We start from the raw sequence: 18,981 nt of genomic DNA, 5'->3' as shown, positions 1-18,981 counted from the left end.
TAGCCTTACTGACCTGGCGTCAATAGGAGGTCGAGCTTCGACGCAAGACCGAGATCGGGGTGGAACCGGCTGACGAGCCGCGGCCCCTCGGGTCCGTCGGGGATGAGCCGCCAGATCCACCGGAAGGGCGTGCCGACGAGCTGCTGGTGCACCTCGAGCGCCCCGTTCAGCCAGCCCGCACGTGCCGCGACGGGCACCTCGCGCAGCGACTCGAGCGGCGTTCCGGGAAGGCGGCCATCGACCCACTCCGCGCGCCCCGCCACGAGCCGCCTCGTGCCGATCGCCGCCCCTGAGGTCTCGAGGGCGACGGTGTCGGCTGCGAACGAGATCGAGAGCCGCTCGATGCCCGTCGGGTTGCCGGGCAGCGAGAAGATCTGCCCGGCGAAGGCCGCCTCTGCCGCGGCATCCGTCGCCTCCAGGCGGGGATCGGGCACGTGCCGCCCGTCCAGCGCGAAGGCCGCGCCGTCGGGGTCGCCCGCGGGCTCGTGGCCGGGCGTGACGCCCGGCAGCAGCTCGCGCCAGATCGCCTCGAGGATGCGGTTCGCGTCAGGCGAGCCGGAGGTCGTGGCGATGACCAGATCGAGCTCGGGGATGACGACGGCGAACTGGCCGCACATGCCGTCGGCGCGGAATCCGTGACTGGACCGCCACAGCTGGAATCCGTAGCCCACCTCGGACTCGTGGCTGCCGAACCACGGGTTGCGCACCTGGTGCGCGCTCGCCTGGTCGACCCATTCGGCCGGTACCAGCTGCCTGCCGTCCCACTGCCCGCGCTGCAGCAGCAGCTGGCCGAACTGCGCGAGCTGCCGCGTCGTCAGCTTGAGGCCGGTGCCCCCGTGCTCGAGGCCGCGTGCGTCGCGCTCCCACTGCGGCGTCGCCCAGCCGAGCGGCCCGAACAGCCGCTCGTCGAGGTACTCGGTCAGGCTCACGCCCGCCCGCCGCACGACGGCCGCAGCCAGCACGTAGGTGCTCGCGGTGCTGTAGACGAAGTGGGTGCCGGGCGGGTACTCGGCCGGCGACTCGAAGAACAGCTCGACGCCGTCGCGTTCGGGCAGCGCCCGCAGCACACCCCACAGGTCGTCGCCGTGGCCCGTGGTCATGGTGAGCAGGTGCCGCACCGTCTGGCCGGGGATCTCGCGGAACTCGGGGAAGATCTCATGCGTCGGCTCGTCGAGGGCGAGCAGCCCTTCCGAGATCGCGAGCCCGACCGCCATCGAGGTGAACGCCTTGCTGACCGAGAACATCATGTGCGGCTCATCGGGGCGGTACGGATGCCACCAGCTCTCTGCCGCCACGCGCCCGTGCCGGGCGACGACGAGCCCGTGCACGCCCAGCCCCTTCGTGTCGACCGCGTCGGCGAAGGCCGTGATCGCAGCGGGGTCAATGCCCAGGGATGCCGGACTCGAGTACTCCATCGCCATGCTGTCGACAGTACGCTCCCGTACTATCTCGCCTGTGACGAACGACACCGCGGCGCGTCCCAGCCTGCGTGACTGGTTCCTGACCGGCATGACCGACATCCGCGGCACGCAGGTGGGTCCGCACGGCTCGGAGTCCGAGAAGCCCGCGTCGTGGTGGCGGGTCATGTGCCTGACCGGTGTCGACTACTTCTCGACCCTCGGCTACCAGCCGGCGATCGCGGCGCTGGCAGCTGGGCTGATCGCCCCGTTCGCGACCATCGTGCTCGTGCTCCTCACCCTGTGCTGCGCGCTGCCGGTCTATCGCCGGGTCGCCCGCGAGAGCTTCAAAGGGTCCGGCTCGATCGCGATGCTGGAGCGCACGCTGCCGTACTGGTGGGGCAAGCTGCTCGTGCTCGCGCTGCTCGGCTTCGCGGCGACCGACTTCATGATCACCATGACGCTGTCGGCGGCGGATGCCTCGGCGCACGCGCTCGAGAATCCGCTCACCCCCCACTGGTTCTCGGGCACGGGCTGGCAGATCGGCGTCACCCTCTTCCTGCTCGCGCTGCTCGCCGTGGTCTTCCTGCGCGGATTCAGGGAGGCGATCGGCATCGCCGTCGTCCTGGTCGCGGTCTACCTCGCCCTCAACGCCGTGGTCATCGTCGTCGCGTTCCTGCACATCGGGGCGCAGCCCGTCGTCGTGCACGACTGGTGGTCCGCGATGTTCCGGCAGAACGGCAACTGGGCCCAGATCATCGGCATCTCGCTGCTCGTCTTCCCGAAGCTCGCGCTCGGCATGTCGGGCTTCGAGACCGGCGTCGCGGTCATGCCGCAGATCAAGGGCGGCCCGCACGACACCCCGAAGCTGCCGATGGGACGCATCCGGGGCACGAAGCGCCTGCTCGGCACCGCGGCGGCGATCATGAGCGCCTTCCTCATTACCTCGAGCATCACGACGACGCTGCTCATCCCGCAGAAGGACTTCCAGGCGGGCGGACCCGCGAACGGCCGCGCGCTCGCCTACCTCGCCCACGAGTACCTCGGCTCGGCGTTCGGCTCGTTCTACGACCTGTCGACGATTCTCATCCTGTGGTTCGCCGGCGCCTCCGCCATGGCGGGGCTGCTCAACCTGGTGCCCCGCTACCTGCCGCGCTACGGCATGGCACCGCAGTGGGCGAGCGCGGTGCGGCCGCTCGTCGTCGTGTTCGCGCTGATCGCATTCCTGATCACGATCGTCTTCCGAGCGAACGTCGACGCACAGGGCGGCGCCTACGCCACCGGCGTGCTCGTGCTCATGGTGTCCGCCGCCTTCGCGGTCACGGTCTCGGCGTTCCGGCACAAACAGCGCAAGCGCATCTGGGCGTTCGGCTTCGTCACCGTTGCGTTCCTCTACTCGACCGTTGTGAACGTGATCGAGCGGCCGGACGGCGTGCGCATCGCGGCGCTGTTCATCCTCGCCATCCTCGTCATCTCGCTGGTCTCGCGCGCCAAGCGCTCCTTCGAGCTGCGCGCCTCATCGGTGACCTTCGACCCGGTCGCCGAGGCCTGGCTGCAGGAGGAAGCGGACGACGAATCCGGTGTCATCCGCATCGTCGCGCACGAGCCCGGGCCGGACACGAAGGACGAGTACAGCGGCAAGAGCAAGTCGGAGCGCTACTTCAGCCACATCCCGCAGGGCGCACGCCTGCTGTTCATCGAGGTGCTGCCGAAGCCGCGCACGCAGGAGGACTCGTCGGACTTCGTGGAGCAGCTGGTCGTGCGCGGTATCGAGAAGCACGGCTACCGCGTGCTGCAGCTCGAGAGCATCTCGGTCCCGAACGCGATCGCCGCAGTGCTGCTCGAGATCCGCGATCAGACCGGCATCGTGCCGAACGTGTATTTCCAGTGGAACGAGGGCAACCCGATCTCGAACATGGCCCGGTTCCTGCTCGACGGCACCGGCGAGATCGCTCCCGTGACGCGCGAGGTGCTGCGCGAGGCGGAGAAGAACCCTAAGCGCCGGCCGATCGTACACGTGAGCTGACCTGGCCGATGAAGTCCTGCAGGCGGGCGTAGACCTCTGCGGACTCCGGATGCGCGGCATCCTGCTGCCAGGTGTGCTCGGTACGCGAGTCCCAGCCGTAGCTGACGAACTCGACCGGGACGCCTGCGGCCTCCGCCCTCTTCGCGAAGTTGACGTTCGCGTGATAGAAGATGTCGCGCTCGCTCGTGGTCACGAGGACGGGCGGGAAGCTCTCGTCGACCCATTCGATGGGACTGAGCCAGCGGGATGCCCGTTGCAGCGACGCCGGCTTCATGCGGTGCCTGCGGTAGCCGGGCAGGAGCATCCGCACGAAGTCGTGGCTCATGATGAAGCCCGGCTCGAACAGGACGGAGAAGTCGACGGCGCCGCAGTGCAGAACGAGGCCGCCGAGCTCCTCGCGGGCGACGGCCGGGCGCAGCCGGAAGTGGTCGGCGAGCTTCGGCTGCGTGGTCGTGGCCGCGAGCAGCGCGGCGATCTGCGCGCCGGCCGAGTCGCCGCCGAGCACGATGGTGCTCGCGTCGCCGCCGTGCTCGCCGATGTGCGCGACCACCCAGCGCAGCGCCTCGTTGGCGTCGTGCAGCATATGCCGCATGCCGAAGCCGCCGCCGCGCAGCCCCGCCCGGCGGTAGTTGACGTTGACCACGACGATGCCGGTGTCGGCCTGCACCGCGCAGTACTTGGTCAGCGCGGACTTATCGCCGCTCGTCCAGCCGCCCCCGTGGAAGTAGACGTACACGGGCAGCTTCTCGGAACCGGCGGTGGCGCGGCCCGGCGTGAGCACATCGAGGCGGTGGCCGGGGTGATGGTCACCGACATAGTCGATGTCGAGCAGGTAGTCGACGGTGCGCACCGGAGCCGCGTTGAACTTGCGCGACTGCAGCGGCGCCCACGGCAGCATCATGGCCGTCCACAGCCAGGGGCCGACGGGGAACGGCGCCGAGCGGCTACCGGAGCGCCGCGACATCGAAGAGCGCCAAGAGGGCGAGGGCATAAGCGGATTCCGGATCGTCGGCGTCGAAAGGCTGAGAATTGTCGGCGGAGGTGCCGGAGGTGGTGACGCGCCAGCGCCCGGCAGGGTGGGCCTCCAGCGATCGGAAGGCGGCGCCGAGGCGCTCGCGCAGCTGGTCCTCGCGGGGCAGCCAGAGCGCCTGCTCGAGCGAGACCGAGTCGAGGGCCCACTCGGTCGTGCCGTTGAACCCGAGGATCGTGCCTGTGTCGAACTCGTGCGGCTCGACCGTCATGTCGGACACCGTGAAGGTCTCGTCCGAAGCGAATTCCGGGCCGTCGATCTGGAAGAAGTCACCGGGAGCGGGATGCCAATCGAGCCCGGCATCCCGCAGTTGCCGGGCTAACGAACTCGCGATCACCCGCTCATTATGACCCCGGAGTTCGCCGCCGGGCTGGGCGCTTCCTATGGGCTCGCGCAACGTGGAATGGATCTGGCACTCTCGACGTTCGAGTGCTAATGTGATCGCAGGTTGAGTCGAAGGGACTCAACTTACAAGACCACAGAGAAGGAGCTGATTCATATGGCAATGAACTTCGACCCGTTCCGTGAGTTCGATCGCCTCGCGGGCTCGTTCCTCGACCGGCCCGTAGGCCCGCGCCTCATGCCGATGGACCTCTACAAGGACGGCGACACCTACGTGCTGTCCGCCGACCTGCCCGGCATCGACCCCGGCTCGGTCGACATCGACGTCGACGGCCAGCTGCTGACCATCCGCGCACAGCGCACCCTCGCCACCGGTGACGGTGTGAAGTGGCTGACCCGCGAGCGCCAGGGCGGCACGTTCCTGCGCCAGCTGAGCCTCGGCCAGGGCATCGACACCGAGCGCATCGCCGCCGACTACTCGAACGGCGTGCTCTCGATCACGATCCCGATGAGCGAGAAGGCCAAGCCGCGCAAGATCGCGGTGTCGTCTCGCACCGAGACGGTGCATCCGGCCGTCGAGGAAGCGCACGCCGAGAACGCCGAGGCATAAGCCTCGCGACCCTGAAGGGCCCCGGTTCGCCGGGGCCCTTCGCATGTCTACGAAGGCGCGCGGATCAGTTGTAATCCGCAACGACCGTGCGCGTACGGCCATCAATTCGGATCCGGCCGCCGTACGGCACGATCCACTGCGGCCGCGTGTGCCCATCTCTTCACCCAGTCGGCAGGTGGTTCGAGCTCGCTCGTCTCGAGCAGGAGAACGATGCCTTCAAGCTCTCCGAGCGGAGGCAGCCTGTCTGCGAGCGCGAGCTGATCGAGCACCTCCAGGCATCCGCCCCAGGTCCGACCCTCGACGATCCGCTCCGGTCCGCTCCACACCCACTCCTCGGTCGCCTCTCGCGCACCGAACTCCACCAGCGCCCGCGGATCGCGCCAGTCGTGACCGAAATCCTCCGACTCCGGCGTCCTGGTCAGCTCGATCTCGCCACCCTCCAGGAGGGCAGCCCGAAGCGAGCGCAGGTGAACGTCGTCCACTCCCGGACCGGCACCGAGGTGCACTTGCGTCGAACCTCCGTAGTAACCGGGGATGCCGAGACCGAACAGCCAATTCAGAAGGTTGGTGTTGTCGCTGTAACCCAAGAACGGCTTCGGGCTGGCACGCACGATCTCCGCGTCGAGATGAGGGATCACCGTGATCTGATCATCGCCGCCGACGGTCGTGAGGATCGCACGGATGCCGGGATCGGCGAACGCTGCGTTCACGTCGGCAGCCCTCGCCTGAGGACTCGCGTCGAGTTGCCGCGTGGTCGGGAACTCGACCGGGATCAACCCGGTCAGTTCTCGCAATCGCCTCATCGCCTGCTCGTGCACTTCCGGTCCGATGCCAGGAGCAGCGAACGCCGGCGAGAGAATCGCCACGCGGTATCCCGGCACGAGCTTCGGCAGCGCGGCGAATCCGGCGGAAGAGCTCATGACCCCATCCAAGCGGATCGCTGACATCGAGAAGTGCCGCGATGTCGTCCGTTCTCGAAGAGCACGACATCGCGGCACTTCTCGGCGGGGACTACCTCGTGACCGCGACGATCTTGCCGCGCACGTGGCCCGTCTCGAGGTGCTCGTAGGCCTCGGCCAGCCGCTCGAGCGGATAGACCGCCTCGATGGGCACCGCGATCGCCCCGTCGGCCACGAGCCGCACGATTTCTGCGAACTGCTCCATCGTCGCCTGGGGGTTGCCGACGCCCTGCGCGCCGCGGTGTCCGCGGGCAGCGATCGTGTTGAGGCGATCGAGCGGCACGCCGAGGGCGAGCGCCGCGTCGACGGACTCCGGCCCGTGGTTGTCGAGCGCGGCGGTGAGACCCTGCGGTGCGGCATCCCGCAGCCGCTCGACCAGCCCGTCGCCGTACGCGACCGGCGTGATGCCGAGCGACCGCAGGAACTCGTGATTGCGCTCGCTCGCCGTGCCGACGACGGTCGCGCCACGCAGCACCGCGAGCTGGCCCGCGATGATGCCCACTCCCCCGGCCGCGGCGCTCACGAACACGGTGTCGCCGGGCCCCGCGCCGACGCGGTCGAGAGCCGCGATCGCCGTGCGGCCGGTCACCGGCAGTGCCGCGGCCGTGTCGTAGTCGAGCGCGTGGGGCTTCTCGATGAGAACGCCGTCGCGTTCGGCATCCGTGCCCTCCGCCCGCACGATGACGAAGTCGCCGATCGCATGGTGACGCCGCCCGCCGAGCACTGCGTCGCCCGGGCGGAAGCGGGTGACGCCCTCGCCCACCTCGTCGATGTCGCCGGCGAAGTCGAAGCCGACGCCCGTGCCGCGGCCGTCGGCGGCCGGCTCGGTGATGCCGTAGCGCTCCGCGTGCTCGCGCGCGTGCAGGATCTTGTAGTCCACGGGGTTGAGGCCGTTCGCGAAGACGTGCACACGGACCTCGCCCGGGCCCGGGTGCGGCGGTTCCTCGTGGACGATGCTCAGCACCTCGGCGGTCGGGCCGAAGCGGTGGAAGCGGGCGAATCGGGCCATGACCGCAACGCTAACGTGGAGCAGGTGAGCGAAGCCCCCGTTGCGAAGCGAATCCCCACCGAGCGCACCTTCCACGGCGACACCGTCGTCGATGACTACGAGTGGCTGCGCGCCAAGGACGACCCCGAGGTGATCGCGCACCTCACCGCCGAGAACGCGTATGCCGAGGCGCGGAACGAGCACCTCGCTCCCCTGCGCGAGACGATCTTCGAGGAGATCAAGGCGCGCACCCTCGAGACCGATCTGAGCGTGCCCGTGCGCGAGGGCGGCTGGTGGTATTACTCGCGCTCGTTCGAGGGGAAGCAGTACGGCGTGCAGTGCCGCGCGCCGATCGCCGGAGTCGACGACTGGGAGCCGCCGCAGCCCGCCGAGGTGGATGCCGCGACGCCCGCGCTGGCCGGAGAGCAGGTGCTCTTCGACTCGAATCTCGAAGCCGAGGGGCACGAGTTCTTCTCGCTCGGCTCGTTCGACGTGTCGGCCGACGGCACGCTGCTCGCTTATGCGGTCGACGTCGAGGGCGACGAGCGCTACACCCTGCGGGTGCGGGATCTCGCGACCGGGCGCGACCTCGACGACGAGGTCCCGAACACCTCGGCCGGCGCGTTCTTCTCGCCAGACGGACGCTTCGTCTTCTACACGACCGTCGATGACGCCTGGCGGCCCGACACGGTATGGCGGCACGAGGTCGGCACGCCCGCGTCCGCCGACGCGAAGGTGTTCCACGAGCCCGACGAGCGCTACTGGGTCGGCGCGGGCCTCACCCGCAGCCGCCGCTTCATCGAGGTGGGTGCATCGTCGTCCGTCACGAGCGAGTCGTGGCTGATCGACGCGGACGACCCGACCGGCGCCCCCCGCGTCGTGTGGCCGCGCCGCGAGGGCGTCGAGTACTCGGTCGACCATGCGGTCGTCGCTGGCGAGGACCGGCTGCTCATCCTGCACAACGACGGAGCCCTCGACTTCGAGCTCGTCGACGTGCCGGCATCCGACCCCTCCGCCGCCCCGCGGGTGCTGCTCGCGCACGACAGGGCCGTGCGACTCGACGACGTCGACGCGTTCGCCCAGCGCATCGTCGTCGAGTACCGCCGCGACGGGCTCACCCGCCTCGGCATCCTGCCCATCACCGCCGACGGCTACGGAACGCTCACCGAGGTGCCGTTCGGCGAGCCGCTGTACACGGTGCACGCCTCGGGCAACCCCGAATGGGATCAACCGACGATCCGCCTCGGCTACGGCTCACTGGTGACCCCGTCGACGGTCTACGACCTCGTGCCGGCGACCGGTGAGCTGCGGCTGCTGAAGCAGCAGCCCGTGCTCGGCGGCTACGACCCCGCGCTCTACGAGCAGCGCCGCGAGTGGGCGGTCGCCGACGATGGCACCCGCGTGCCGATCTCGCTCGTGTATCGCCGCGACCTCGTCGCGCTCGACGACAGCGGCGTGCTCGTGTCGCCGGCGCCGCTCGAGCTGTACGGCTACGGTTCGTACGAGCACAGCATCGACCCCGCCTTCGGAATCTCGCGGCTGTCGCTGCTCGACCGCGGCGTCGTGTTCGCGATCGCGCACGTGCGCGGCGGCGGTGAGCTCGGCCGTTCCTGGTATGAGGACGGCAAGAAGCTCGCGAAGAAGAACACCTTCACCGACTTCGTCGCCTGTGCGCGGCACCTCGTCGAGACCGGCTGGACCGCCCCGTCTCGGCTCGTCGCCGAGGGCGGCAGCGCGGGCGGTCTGCTGATGGGCGCTGTCGCGAACCTCGCGCCCGAGCTCTTCGCCGGCATCCTCGCCGACGTCCCGTTCGTCGATGCGCTGACATCGATCCTCGACCCGTCGCTGCCGCTCACCGTGATCGAGTGGGACGAGTGGGGCGACCCCCTGCACGACGCATCCGTCTACGCCTACATGCGCTCCTACACGCCGTACGAGAATCTGAGAACGGATGCCGCCTACCCGCCGATCCTCGCCGTGACCAGCCTCAACGACACGCGCGTGCTCTATGTCGAGCCCGCCAAGTGGGTCGCCCGGCTGCGCGCGCTGGGGGCGGATGCCCTGCTCAAGATCGAGATGGTCGCCGGCCACGGCGGCGTCTCGGGGCGCTACAACGCGTGGCGCGAGCGTGCGTGGGAACTCGCCTGGCTCCTCGACCGCCTCGGTCTCGCCGGCTGATCGCCGGGCGACGGGCCGGCGCGCTCAGCCGAACAGCAGCGCGGCCTCGTCCCAGCGGCGGCGCGGGACCGCGTTGAGGTTGCGCGTCGCGTCGGTGATGCTGACGTCGACGACGTCGGTGCCGCGCAGCGCCACCATGGTGCCCCACTTGCCCGCCTGGACCGCGTCGACCGAGGCGATGCCGAGACGCGTCGCAAGCACACGGTCGAAGGCGCTCGGCGCCCCGCCGCGCTGGATGTGGCCGATGACGGTCGCGCGCGACTCGATGCCTGTGCGCTCCTCGATCATGGGCGCGATGATGTCGGCGATGCCGCCCAGAAGCGGGCGGCCGAACGGGTCGAGGCCCTTGTGCGAGTGCGCGCCGTCCATGGTCGGCAGATGGAACCCCTCGCTCACGACGATGACCGGCGCCCGACCGCGGTCGCGCACCGACTCGACCCACTCGCAGATCTGCTCGATCGTGGCGCTGACCTCGGGGATCAGGATCGCGTGCGCGCCCGCGGCCATGCCCGCGTGCAGCGCGATCCAGCCGACGTACCGACCCATCACCTCGACGACCATGCAGCGCTGGTGGGATTCGGCTGTGGTGCGCAGGCGGTCGATCGCCTCCGTCGCGATGCCGACGGCGGTGTCGAAGCCGAAGGAGTAGTCCGTCGAGGCGATGTCGTTGTCGATCGTCTTCGGCACGCCGACGATCTTGAGCCCGTCGTCGCTGAGACGGCGGGCCGCCGTCAGGGTGCCCTCGCCGCCGATGGCGATGATCGCGTCGATGCCGTTCTTGTCGAGCACCTTCTGGATGTTCTCCGGCCCGCCGCCGGCCTCGTACGGGTTGGTGCGGCTCGAGCCGAGGATCGTGCCGCCCTCCTTCGACAGGCCGCGCACGCGGTGGCGGGGCAGCTCCATCAGGTCGCCCTCGACGACGCCCTTCCAACCCCACTTGAAGCCGACGAAATCGTGCCCGTACACGCGGTCGCCCTTGAGGACGGCGCCCCTGATGACGGCGTTCAGCCCGGGGCAGTCCCCGCCGGAGGTCAGAATCCCGATTCGCATTGCAGCTCCTTCTGCTTGGAGACTATCGATCAACCGGCCCTGAGCGGGACAGCCCGAGTGCGCGAGCGAGCTTCGACCCGGACGACGGCGACCGGGCCCCCGCAGCAACGAGCCTTTCCTCGATCGCATCGAGCAGGGCGGCACGATCGGATGCCTCGCCCACGGCGCCACCCGGCAGCAGCTCGGCCTCCCACTCCTGCCAGCGGCGCTCGGTGCCATACCCCGGCCCCTCGCGCAGATCGGTCGCGACGACGTGGTCGTCGGCGAGCTCGACGAGCGCCTCGCCCGCGGCGTCCCGCAGGACGGTCGCGACGCGATGGTTGCGCACGCGCGCGATCGGCACCAGCGCGGCGTCGCCGATGAGCTCGCCGAGCGCGACGCGGACGTCATCGGGCACACCCTCGTCGTCGCCGAGCTCGAACTGCTGCTCGCGGCGGCCTTCGGCCAGCGGCGGCCACTTGATGTGCCACCCGGCGTCGTGGCCGCCCAGGCGGCGACGCACGGCGACGCGCGCGTTCGCGAGAGTCAGGTCGGGGGTGTCGTAATACGTCGCGTCGAGGTCGAAGGCATCCGCCTCATCGGCTGCGGCCACGCGCCCTGCACCGACCAGTGACGGCACGCGGGCTGCCGCGTCGACGTCGTATTTCCGCTCGATCTCGACCTTGCCAGCGCTCATGTGAACAGTCTGTGCCCTGCGACCGGCGGAACCCGAATCGGGTATTGGCCTGCCTGCGCGCCCGGCGTAGCCTGCATGCCATGAGCGACAGCCGACGTGACGAATTCGACGATGACGACGTCGATCTCGAGGACGAGGCCCCCGAGGACGTCGAGGATTACCAGCCCGAGACGGAGACGTACGACGAGGACGACCTCGACCTCGATGACGACTTCGAGTCTGACGAGGAAGTCTTCCCCGATGACGAGCGGCCCACCGGCTACGACGACGAGCTCGACGAAGACGACGAGGAATTCGACGACTTCGACGAATAGTCGTTAGCAAGACGCTCTACGAGCGGGCGACTTGCTCGCCCGCGAACGCACGGACTCGAAAAGTCGACTGCGGTCGCGCCGGGCGGGGACCGGCGCGCAATCAGCTCAGCGCCTCGCGCAGCAGGCCGACGAGCGCGTCGAGCTGAACGGATGCCTCGGAGCCCGGCTCGACGTCGATGCCGTCGAGCGCGCGCAGGGCGAGTCCCTGCTTGGCGTCGATCAGCTCGGCGATCTTCGAGTCGATGGTCTGCGCGGCGATGATGCGCCATGCGGTGACCGGCTCCTCCTGACCGATGCGGTGCACGCGGTCGATCGCCTGCGTCTGCTCGGCCGAAGTCCAGGACAGCTCGGCGAGCACGACGTTCGACGACACCTGCAGGTTGATGCCGACACCGGCCGCCGTGAGCGAGCAGACCACGACCGAGACCTCTGGGTCGTTCTGGAATGCGTCGATCGCCTTCTGCCGCTCGATCGCGTTCTGGTCGCCGCGGATCGACACGGCCTTCAGCTCGCGGGCCGCGAACAGCGCCTCGGCCTGGTCCATGACGTCGATGTGCTTGGCGAAGAACACGACCTTGCCGGTCGAGCGCGCGAGCTGCGCGGCGTAGTCGGCGGCGAGGCCGGCCTTCGCCTGGCCGATGCGGCGCACCATCGTGAAGACGTTCTCGCCGGTCTTGGCGCTCTTGGACTCCTCGAGCTCGGCGTGGGCGACCACCCTGATGAGGTGCTCGCGTCGGGCATCCGTGCCGCCTTCGACGTTCTCGCCGACGCCGGCCGCGAGCGCGCGCTGATACCGCGCCACGAGGCGGCCCGCGAGCTCGCGCTCGGCGGCCTTGATCGAGCGGCCCAGCTCGTCGTCGAGTTCGACGGGCATGTCGACGATGCGCCGCGACGGCAGGTCGGCGGCGACGTCGATCTTGCGGCGACGCACGATGCCGAGGTCGATGACCGTCTCGCGCGCAACGGGATAGAACTCGTGGTCGGCGGGCGTGAGGCCGGTCTCCTCGAGGCGGTCCATGAGCTCGCGGGTCGGCTTGGTGCCGTCGATCCAGCCGAGGAACTGCCAGATCGCGCGGAAGTCGTCGATGTCGTTGATCAGCGGGGTGCCGGTGAGGGCGATGAGCAGCGGCTCGCCGCCCGGCGCCGTCTTGCGGATCGTATCGGCGAGGGCGAGCACGTGCTGCGAGCGCTGCGAGTGCAGGTTCTTGATGAAGTGCGCCTCGTCGACGACCATGCCCTTGAAGCCCATCTGGGCGATCCAGGACAGGTGCCGGTCGAGCACCTCGTAGTTGACGATCACGATGTCGGCGAAGGCGTCGAGGCCCGCGCCGTCGCCGTGGATGACGGTCGCGCGGCGCTGCGGCGTCCACCGCTCGACCTCGCGCTGCCAGTTCATCTTCACGACGTTGGGCACGACCGCGAGCAGCGGGTACGCGCCGGCGACGGATGCCGCGAGCAGGGACTGCGCCGTCTTGCCGAGGCCCGGCTCGTCGGCCAGCAGGAAGGTGCGGTGCCCGAGCCTGGCCGACTCGATGAACTGCGCCTGGTGGTGCATGAGCTCCATGCCGGGGGGCGCATAGCGGTCGATCTTCGGAGCGGGCGGCAGCTCCATGCTGGCGATCTGGCCGCCCGCGCCCTGCTCGAAGGACTTGAACAGGGGGCCGAGCAGCTCCCACGAGTCGAGGCGGCGACGCGGCGCGGGCGCGGCCTGCTCGGCGTAGCGGGTGAAATCGGGTGCCAGGAACGGGTTCGACAGCTGGCGGGCGCGCACGGACTGCGGCACGACCTGCTTCTCGGCGAGCTCGGCCGAGAGCACGGGCTTGTTGTCGAGGACCTTCGGCTCCTCGACCGTGATGATGAGGTCGTCGGGGCTGAGCGCGGTGCCCGACTCGAGCAGCCAGTCGCGGCGCATCGTCTGCGCGGCGGCCGACGGCGAGGCATCCGTCTCGAGCAGCTGGATCAGGCTGGTGTCGCGCGCCGCCGTCTTCGCCAGGATCTGCGCGATGCCGTCGAGCCGCTTCAGCTGCTCGGCGCGCTGGGCCTCGGTGAGCTCGGGGTCGGATTTGGCCCGAGCGCGCTCCTCGCGCATGAGCAGCGCGATGACCTGGAACTTGGTGCGGTTGGTCGGGCCGAGCTTCTTGCCGCCCTGTGCCTTGGCTTCGACCTCGCGCACGCGGCGCGCGAGGACGGGGATGAGGCCGTCGTTGTTCTGATGACGGCGCCCGGAGCGTCGCTGCTGTGCGACGCGCTCTCCGGTCTGGGACATGTGCCTCCACGATCTGCGGGCCCGCCCCGGCTTCCGGGGATCACGGCCGATGTTCTGCGTTTCACCACTCGATGCGGTGAACGCGGTGCACGGATGCCGGGGCCGTGGCACGAACGAGCAGCGGAAGCCTCTCGGGCCGCGGCGGAACGGGATTCCGGCGCAGAAACCATCCTACCCCAGGGGCGCGAGCGCGCCCGCACGGCTCTGCCGTGCTGCCGCGGCGCAAGGCGCCGCGTCAAGAGGCGCGAGCGGACCCGCACGGCTCCGCCGTGCTGCCGCGGCGCAAGGCGCCGCGTCAAGAGGAAGGCGTCACCTTGATCAGCACGCCGGCAGCGATCATCGTCGCCGCACCGGCGATGCTGAGGCCCTGGAAGGCGATGTCAGGAAAGGGCAGCGGGAACACCGGGTTCCAGATGACGACGATCGCGGCGAGGCCCGCGACGAACCACCACTGCTTCGCCTGGATGGCGAACCAGCCGGTGATCGCCGCGAGGATCGCGGCGGGGTACTCGATCCAGACGTAGCTCTTCGAGCCGATCAGCGCGAGCCCGGCCATCAGCACGATCGCGCCGAGGAAACCGGGAGCGAGTGCGAGTCGGGCGGGCTGGGGCGCATTCGTGGGGCGTGGCATGGCGAGGGAAGCCTATCGGGTGCGCCTCCCTCGCAGCCTCAGCCTCAGCCGACGGGTGCCGGCTCGCCCTTGCGCAGCAGGAAGGCAGCGGGCTCGCCGCTGCAGCTCGAACGCACCGTGAGCTCGGACTGGCGCGCGAGCAGGGCGAAGTCCTCGGAGTCGAGGCGCGACATCGGGACGCGGCGCAGCTCGGCGTCGGCGGCGATGCCGCAGACGGCGAAGACGACGTCGGGCAGCTCTTCCGACTCTTCGGCATTGTCGAGGTACACGATCGGTGCACCGGTCTGGTCGAGCGGCAGCACACTGAGGATCGCGGCGACCGCGGCCTCCGTCGAGATGTCGCTCAGTTCGATCATGCTGTGGTCGGGTCCACTAGCGGGGGTGGCGATCGGTCCGGCGGTCAGCGTCAGCCACTGGCCTGGGCGCATTCCATCGAGAACGGAAAGCAGCGTGCCGGACAGGATCGGGTCGAGGTTCTTGAGCACGGGTGTCTCTTTCAGCATCACAAAAATGACTCTCCCTCAACCCAAGATCGACCATAGCCGGAGGGGTGCACTCAGCAGAATTCCCCTAAGCGGGGGCCAGGTCGGAGCGTCCCGGCGACAGCATCCGTTCGGTCCCCGTGCCGCGCCCTGCGCGTTCAGTCGGCGAGAGCGGGGCGCAGCGCCTCGAACCACGCGGCGTAGCCGGCGTCGGTGAGGTGCAGACCGTCCGTCGTGAACTCGGCCTTGAGGCCGCCGTTCTCGTCGGCGAGGGCGGGCCAGAGGTCGACATAGCTGCACGGGACGGTGGGCACGAAGCGCTCGAGATGCTCGTTCACGCTGCGCACGATGTGCGCGTACTCGGGCTGACGGGGCAGGATGCTCTGCATCACGATCCTCGCCTCCGGCAGCTTCTCGCGCAGCGTGCGAAGGATCTCCTCGATGCCGCTCGCCACTTCTTCGAGCGGGATGCGCCAGGCGAAGTCGTTCGTTCCGATCTCGACGACGACCGTCGACGGTGCGGCGGCGACCACCTCGTCGATCCGGTCGAGCAGATCGTGCGTCGTGTTCCCGCCGACGCCGAAGTTGATGACGTGCTGGTCAGGCAGCAGTGCCTGCCAGTCGCCGTCCTCCGTCAGACTGTCGCCGACGAATGCCGTCACGGTCGCTTCGGTCATGTTCATGGCCTCCCTGTCGACTACATAAGCTAGCGAACTACCCGGCTCGCCGAAGCCCGTTGCGCGAGCTCAATGCACGAGCGTGCGCCCCATGATCGCGGAGCTGAGGGCGTCGACGGGGTCTGCGGCCGAATGCGGGTTGGCGATCAGCGTGAAATCGACGTCGCCGATCTCGGGAAGGCCGAGCCGGTTGCTGACCTTGACGAGGTCGCCCGGGATCAGCGTGCGCGGGAACACGGCGACGCCGAGGCCTGCCCGCACGGCGGAGAGCACGCCGTTCACTTCGCGCGTGTTGCAGGTGATGCGCCAGGTGCGGCCAGCGCTCTCGAGTGCGTCGATCGCCATCTGCCTGCTCATCGACGGGTCCTGGTACGAGACGAGCGGCACGGGCTCGTCGGGCCCGAGTTGGATGCCGTCGAGGGCCATCCAGACCATCTGATCGGTGCTCACCCGGGTGCCCTCGCCGGTGCCCGGCGTCTGCTTGATGAAGATCAAGTCGAGCTGGCCGGAGCTCAGGCGCCGGTGCAGGGCGCCGGACTGCCCGACCGTGAGCTCGAGGTTGAGCTGCGGGTGCAGTGCGCGGAAGTCGCGCAGGATGCGCGGCAGCTGCGTCATCGTGAAGTCGTCGGCAGCGCCGAAGCGCAGCCGGCCGCGCATCGCCTTGCCGCTGAAGTAGCTCTCCGCCGAGGCATGCGCCGCGAGGATGCTGCGCGCGAACCCCGCCATCGCGTCGCCGTTGTCAGTGAGCCGCACCTGCCGGGTGTCGCGATCGATCAGGATGCGCCCGGCCTGCGTCTCGAGCCGGCGCACGTGCTGGCTCACGGTCGGCTGGCTGAGCTGCAGACGCTGGCCGGCGCGCGTGAAGCTGCCCGTCTCGGCGACGGCGAGGAAGGTGCGCAGCAGTACGGGGTCGAACATCGCGGGGCTCCTTCGCACCGGTCATTGCGTTTTGCAATGGGAGTTATTGCCCTCATTCTAAGGACTTATCGAATCGTTGCGACTACCGTTAAACGCGCTGTGACTGCGACGCCTGCGAACCCCCCGACCGAGCCGATGCTGGTGCTGACGGCGAAGCCACGCTGGCGTGACATGTTCGCCTCGCTCAAGGTGCCGAACTATCGGCTCTACGCGAGCGGCCAGATCGTCTCGACGACGGCGCAGGGCATGCAGCGCATCGCGCAGGACTGGATCGTCCTGCAGCTCTCGGGCAACGTCGCCGACGTCGGCATCACCGTCGCGCTGCAGTTCGCGCCGATGCTCGTCTTCGGCCTCTACGGCGGCGTGATCGCCGACCGCTATCCCAAGCGGCGCATCCTGCAGGTCACCCAGACCGTCATGGCACTGCTCGCCGCGACGATGGCCGCGCTCATCTTCACGGGCACGCTGCAGGTCTGGATGATCTGGTGCGTCGCGCTCGTCGGGGGCTTCGCGACGCTCATCGACAACCCGGCGCGGCAGTCCTTCGTCTCCGAGGTCGTCGGCCCGAAGCTGCTTCGCAACGCGCTCAGCCTGAACTCCTCGACGTTCCAGCTCGGAGCCCTGATCGGGCCGGCTGTCGGCGGCATCCTGCTCTCCGCCATCGGCGGCGGCTGGTCGTTCGGCGTCAACGCGCTGGCCTGCCTGGGCACCGTGTTCGCGCTCAGCCGGCTCGATCCGTCGCAGCTGCTGCCCGCGCCGAAGGCGCCGCGCCGGAAGGGCCAGCTGCGCGAAGGGCTCGAGTACGCGGCGCGGAAGGACGAGATCCTCTTCACGCTCGTCGTGCTCACCTCGGTGGCGCTGTTCGTCTACACGCTGCCCGTGCTGCTCACGGCCTTCGCCGATCACGTCTACCACGTGGGCTCGTCCGGCTACGGGATCTTCAACGCCCTCGTGGCCCTCGGCGCGCTGAGCGGCGCGCTGCTGTCGAATCTGCGGGGAACCGTGACGCTGCGCACGGTGATCGTCGGCGCGATGGTGCTCGGCGTGGTGCAGGCCGCGGCCGGCCTTGCACCGCAGATCGCGATCTTCGGCGTGCTGCTCGTCGGCGCGGGGATGTCGCAGCTGCTGTACTTCATCGCCTCCAACTCGCTCGTGCAGATGTCGACCAACATCGCGATCCGCGGGCGGGTCATGGGCGTCTTCGTGCTGATCCAGCTCGGCGGCCAGTCGATCGGCGGCCCGCTGATGGGCTGGATCGTGGACAACTTCGGACCGCACGTCGGCATGACGATCTCAGGCGTCATGCCGCTGCTGACGGCCGCGGTCGCCGGCACGGTGCTGCTCAGGCGCCGCGGCCAGTCGGTGAGGACGGCGTTCGGCGCACAGCTGTGGCGACCCAGTGGGTCGCCACGCGCCGGACGCTGAGCGAGCTGTGCTCGCGAAGGGTAGATCCGGTCTCCAATAGGCTGAAAGCCATGTCTGACCCGCTCGTCCTCGCCGTCGACTTCGGCGGAACCAAGGTCGAGGCCGCTCTCGTGCGGCCCGACGGAACCCTCGTGCCCGGCTCCAGGAGCCGCGCCGCGACCGGCCGCAGCGCCGAGGTCGCCGCGCTCGAGGCATCCGTCACCCAGGTCGTGCTGCACGCCCTCGCCTCTCTCGGGGAGGGCACGGAACTGGCGGGGGCCGGGGTCGCCTGCGCCGGGCCGATCGACCGCGCGGCGGGCGCCATCTCGCCGCTGAACGTGCCGTCGTGGCGCGGCTACCCGATGCGCGCACTGGTCGAGCGTGTGGTGACGGATGCCGGGCACCGCGTTCCGACGCGCCTGGAGATGGACGGCGTGGCGATCGTCCTCGCCGAGCACTGGGTGGGGGCAGCGCAGGGCGCGCAGAACGTCATGGGCATGGTCGTCTCGACCGGCGTCGGCGGCGGCCTCATCTCGCACGGACGTGTCATCGTCGGCAAGACCGGCAACGCCGGGCACATCGGCCACGTCGAGGTGGCCGGCATCGTCGGTGAGGAGACCTTCGGCAATCCGAACGTGCTCGAGGCGATCGCAAGCGGCCCGCACACCGTGGCCTTCGCGCGCCGGGGCGGCTTCACGGGCACGACCGGCGAGGAACTCGCCGCGGCGTACGCCGCAGGCGACCCGGTCGCGCGCAGCGCGATCGAGCGCACGGGGCGTGCCATCGGCCAGGCGATCACGAGCGCGACCGCGCTGCTCGATCTCGAGGTCGTCGCCATCGGCGGCGGTTTCTCGCAGGCGACACCCGACCTCTTCGACATCATCCGGGCGCGGGTCGCCGAGCACCACCTCGAGTTCGTGCGACAGGTACGCGTCGTGCCCTCCGGCCTCTCGGGCGAGGGCCCGCTGATCGGCGCTGCGGCGCTGGTCTACCGCGCGGACATGATTCCGGCATAAGGCGCGTCGCGGTCCAA

The 18,981-nt window shown here is 69.6% G+C and carries 17 protein-coding genes and 1 pseudogene; 6 read left to right on the top strand and 12 right to left on the bottom strand.

Annotated elements, in window-relative coordinates:
- Positions 1–5: 5 nt before the first annotated feature.
- A complete protein-coding gene (locus tag ABD708_RS17910; RefSeq protein WP_344757035.1) occupies positions 6–1,421 on the bottom strand; it encodes a serine hydrolase domain-containing protein in 1,416 nt (471 codons plus the stop codon).
- On the opposite strand from ABD708_RS17910, the gene ABD708_RS17905 reads away from it, so the two are divergent.
- On the top strand, positions 1,420–3,423 hold the full coding sequence (locus ABD708_RS17905; RefSeq protein ID WP_425553326.1) for an APC family permease: 2,004 nt from the start codon (positions 1,420–1,422) through the stop codon (positions 3,421–3,423). The two genes, ABD708_RS17910 and ABD708_RS17905, sit on opposite strands and share 2 nt — an antisense overlap.
- On the opposite strand, the gene ABD708_RS17900 is transcribed toward ABD708_RS17905, so the two are convergent.
- On the bottom strand, positions 3,392–4,387 hold the full coding sequence (locus ABD708_RS17900) for an alpha/beta hydrolase (protein ID WP_344757033.1): 996 nt from the start codon (positions 4,385–4,387) through the stop codon (positions 3,392–3,394). The two genes, ABD708_RS17905 and ABD708_RS17900, sit on opposite strands and share 32 nt — an antisense overlap.
- A complete protein-coding gene (locus ABD708_RS17895) occupies positions 4,368–4,790 on the bottom strand; it encodes a hypothetical protein (RefSeq protein WP_344757031.1) in 423 nt (140 codons plus the stop codon). The genes ABD708_RS17900 and ABD708_RS17895 overlap by 20 nt, the downstream gene beginning before the upstream one ends.
- Before the next feature lie 162 nt (positions 4,791–4,952).
- Between ABD708_RS17895 and ABD708_RS17890 the strand changes: the two genes are divergently transcribed.
- Positions 4,953–5,405 carry an Hsp20/alpha crystallin family protein gene (locus ABD708_RS17890; RefSeq protein WP_344757029.1) on the top strand — a complete coding sequence of 151 codons (453 nt, stop codon included), beginning with the start codon at positions 4,953–4,955 and terminating at the stop codon, positions 5,403–5,405.
- Positions 5,406–5,469: 64 nt separating this feature from the next.
- Here the strand turns inward: ABD708_RS17890 and ABD708_RS17885 are convergent.
- A pseudogene (locus tag ABD708_RS17885) lies at positions 5,470–6,325 on the bottom strand (LD-carboxypeptidase).
- A gap of 91 nt (positions 6,326–6,416) precedes the next feature.
- Positions 6,417–7,373 carry an NADP-dependent oxidoreductase gene (locus tag ABD708_RS17880; RefSeq protein ID WP_344757027.1) on the bottom strand — a complete coding sequence of 319 codons (957 nt, stop codon included), beginning with the start codon at positions 7,371–7,373 and terminating at the stop codon, positions 6,417–6,419.
- A gap of 24 nt (positions 7,374–7,397) precedes the next feature.
- Here ABD708_RS17880 and ABD708_RS17875 point away from each other — a divergent pair, with 24 nt between their 5' ends.
- Positions 7,398–9,530: a S9 family peptidase gene (locus ABD708_RS17875; protein WP_344757025.1), complete on the top strand. Its 2,133-nt coding sequence runs from the start codon at positions 7,398–7,400 to the stop codon at positions 9,528–9,530.
- A 24-nt stretch (positions 9,531–9,554) separates the two neighbouring features.
- Here the strand turns inward: ABD708_RS17875 and ABD708_RS17870 are convergent, their stop codons facing one another.
- Positions 9,555–10,580, bottom strand: a complete 1,026-nt coding sequence (locus tag ABD708_RS17870; protein ID WP_344757022.1) for an ATP-dependent 6-phosphofructokinase — start codon at positions 10,578–10,580, stop codon at positions 9,555–9,557.
- A 22-nt stretch (positions 10,581–10,602) separates the two neighbouring features.
- Positions 10,603–11,256 carry a CYTH domain-containing protein gene (locus ABD708_RS17865; protein WP_344757020.1) on the bottom strand — a complete coding sequence of 218 codons (654 nt, stop codon included), beginning with the start codon at positions 11,254–11,256 and terminating at the stop codon, positions 10,603–10,605.
- Between the two features lie 80 nt (positions 11,257–11,336).
- On the opposite strand from ABD708_RS17865, the gene ABD708_RS17860 reads away from it, so the two are divergent.
- Positions 11,337–11,570, top strand: coding sequence for a hypothetical protein (locus ABD708_RS17860; protein WP_344757018.1), 234 nt, complete (start codon positions 11,337–11,339; stop codon positions 11,568–11,570).
- Positions 11,571–11,670: 100 nt separating this feature from the next.
- Here the strand turns inward: ABD708_RS17860 and ABD708_RS17855 are convergent, their stop codons facing one another.
- From ABD708_RS17855 to ABD708_RS17835, 5 genes are all read right to left on the bottom strand, one after another.
- On the bottom strand, positions 11,671–13,836 hold the full coding sequence (locus ABD708_RS17855) for a DEAD/DEAH box helicase (protein ID WP_344757016.1): 2,166 nt from the start codon (positions 13,834–13,836) through the stop codon (positions 11,671–11,673).
- Between the two features lie 295 nt (positions 13,837–14,131).
- The gene (locus tag ABD708_RS17850) at positions 14,132–14,467 is read right to left on the bottom strand and encodes a hypothetical protein (RefSeq protein ID WP_344757014.1); all 336 of its coding nucleotides are present in this window, start codon (positions 14,465–14,467) and stop codon (positions 14,132–14,134) included.
- Between the two features lie 44 nt (positions 14,468–14,511).
- The gene (locus ABD708_RS17845; protein ID WP_344757186.1) at positions 14,512–14,970 is read right to left on the bottom strand and encodes an RbsD/FucU family protein; all 459 of its coding nucleotides are present in this window, start codon (positions 14,968–14,970) and stop codon (positions 14,512–14,514) included.
- A 137-nt stretch (positions 14,971–15,107) separates the two neighbouring features.
- Complete coding sequence (locus tag ABD708_RS17840; protein WP_344757012.1) at positions 15,108–15,626, bottom strand: GDSL-type esterase/lipase family protein; 519 nt, start codon at positions 15,624–15,626, stop codon at positions 15,108–15,110.
- 69 nt (positions 15,627–15,695) lie between these two features.
- Positions 15,696–16,544: a LysR family transcriptional regulator gene (locus tag ABD708_RS17835; protein ID WP_344757010.1), complete on the bottom strand. Its 849-nt coding sequence runs from the start codon at positions 16,542–16,544 to the stop codon at positions 15,696–15,698.
- A 99-nt stretch (positions 16,545–16,643) separates the two neighbouring features.
- Here ABD708_RS17835 and ABD708_RS17830 point away from each other — a divergent pair, with 99 nt between their 5' ends.
- Both ABD708_RS17830 and ABD708_RS17825 read left to right on the top strand, forming a co-directional pair.
- Entirely contained in the window at positions 16,644–17,969 is a 1,326-nt protein-coding gene (locus ABD708_RS17830) for an MFS transporter (protein WP_344757008.1), read from the top strand.
- A gap of 50 nt (positions 17,970–18,019) precedes the next feature.
- Positions 18,020–18,964, top strand: a complete 945-nt coding sequence (locus ABD708_RS17825; protein WP_344757006.1) for an ROK family protein — start codon at positions 18,020–18,022, stop codon at positions 18,962–18,964.
- Positions 18,965–18,981 lie beyond the last annotated feature (17 nt).

Source organism: Gryllotalpicola koreensis (genome assembly GCF_039538185.1).
Taxonomy (GTDB): Bacteria; Actinomycetota; Actinomycetes; order Actinomycetales; family Microbacteriaceae; genus Gryllotalpicola; species Gryllotalpicola koreensis.
Note: the sequence above shows the minus strand (reverse complement) of the source record. Positions and strands in the feature narration are given on the sequence as shown.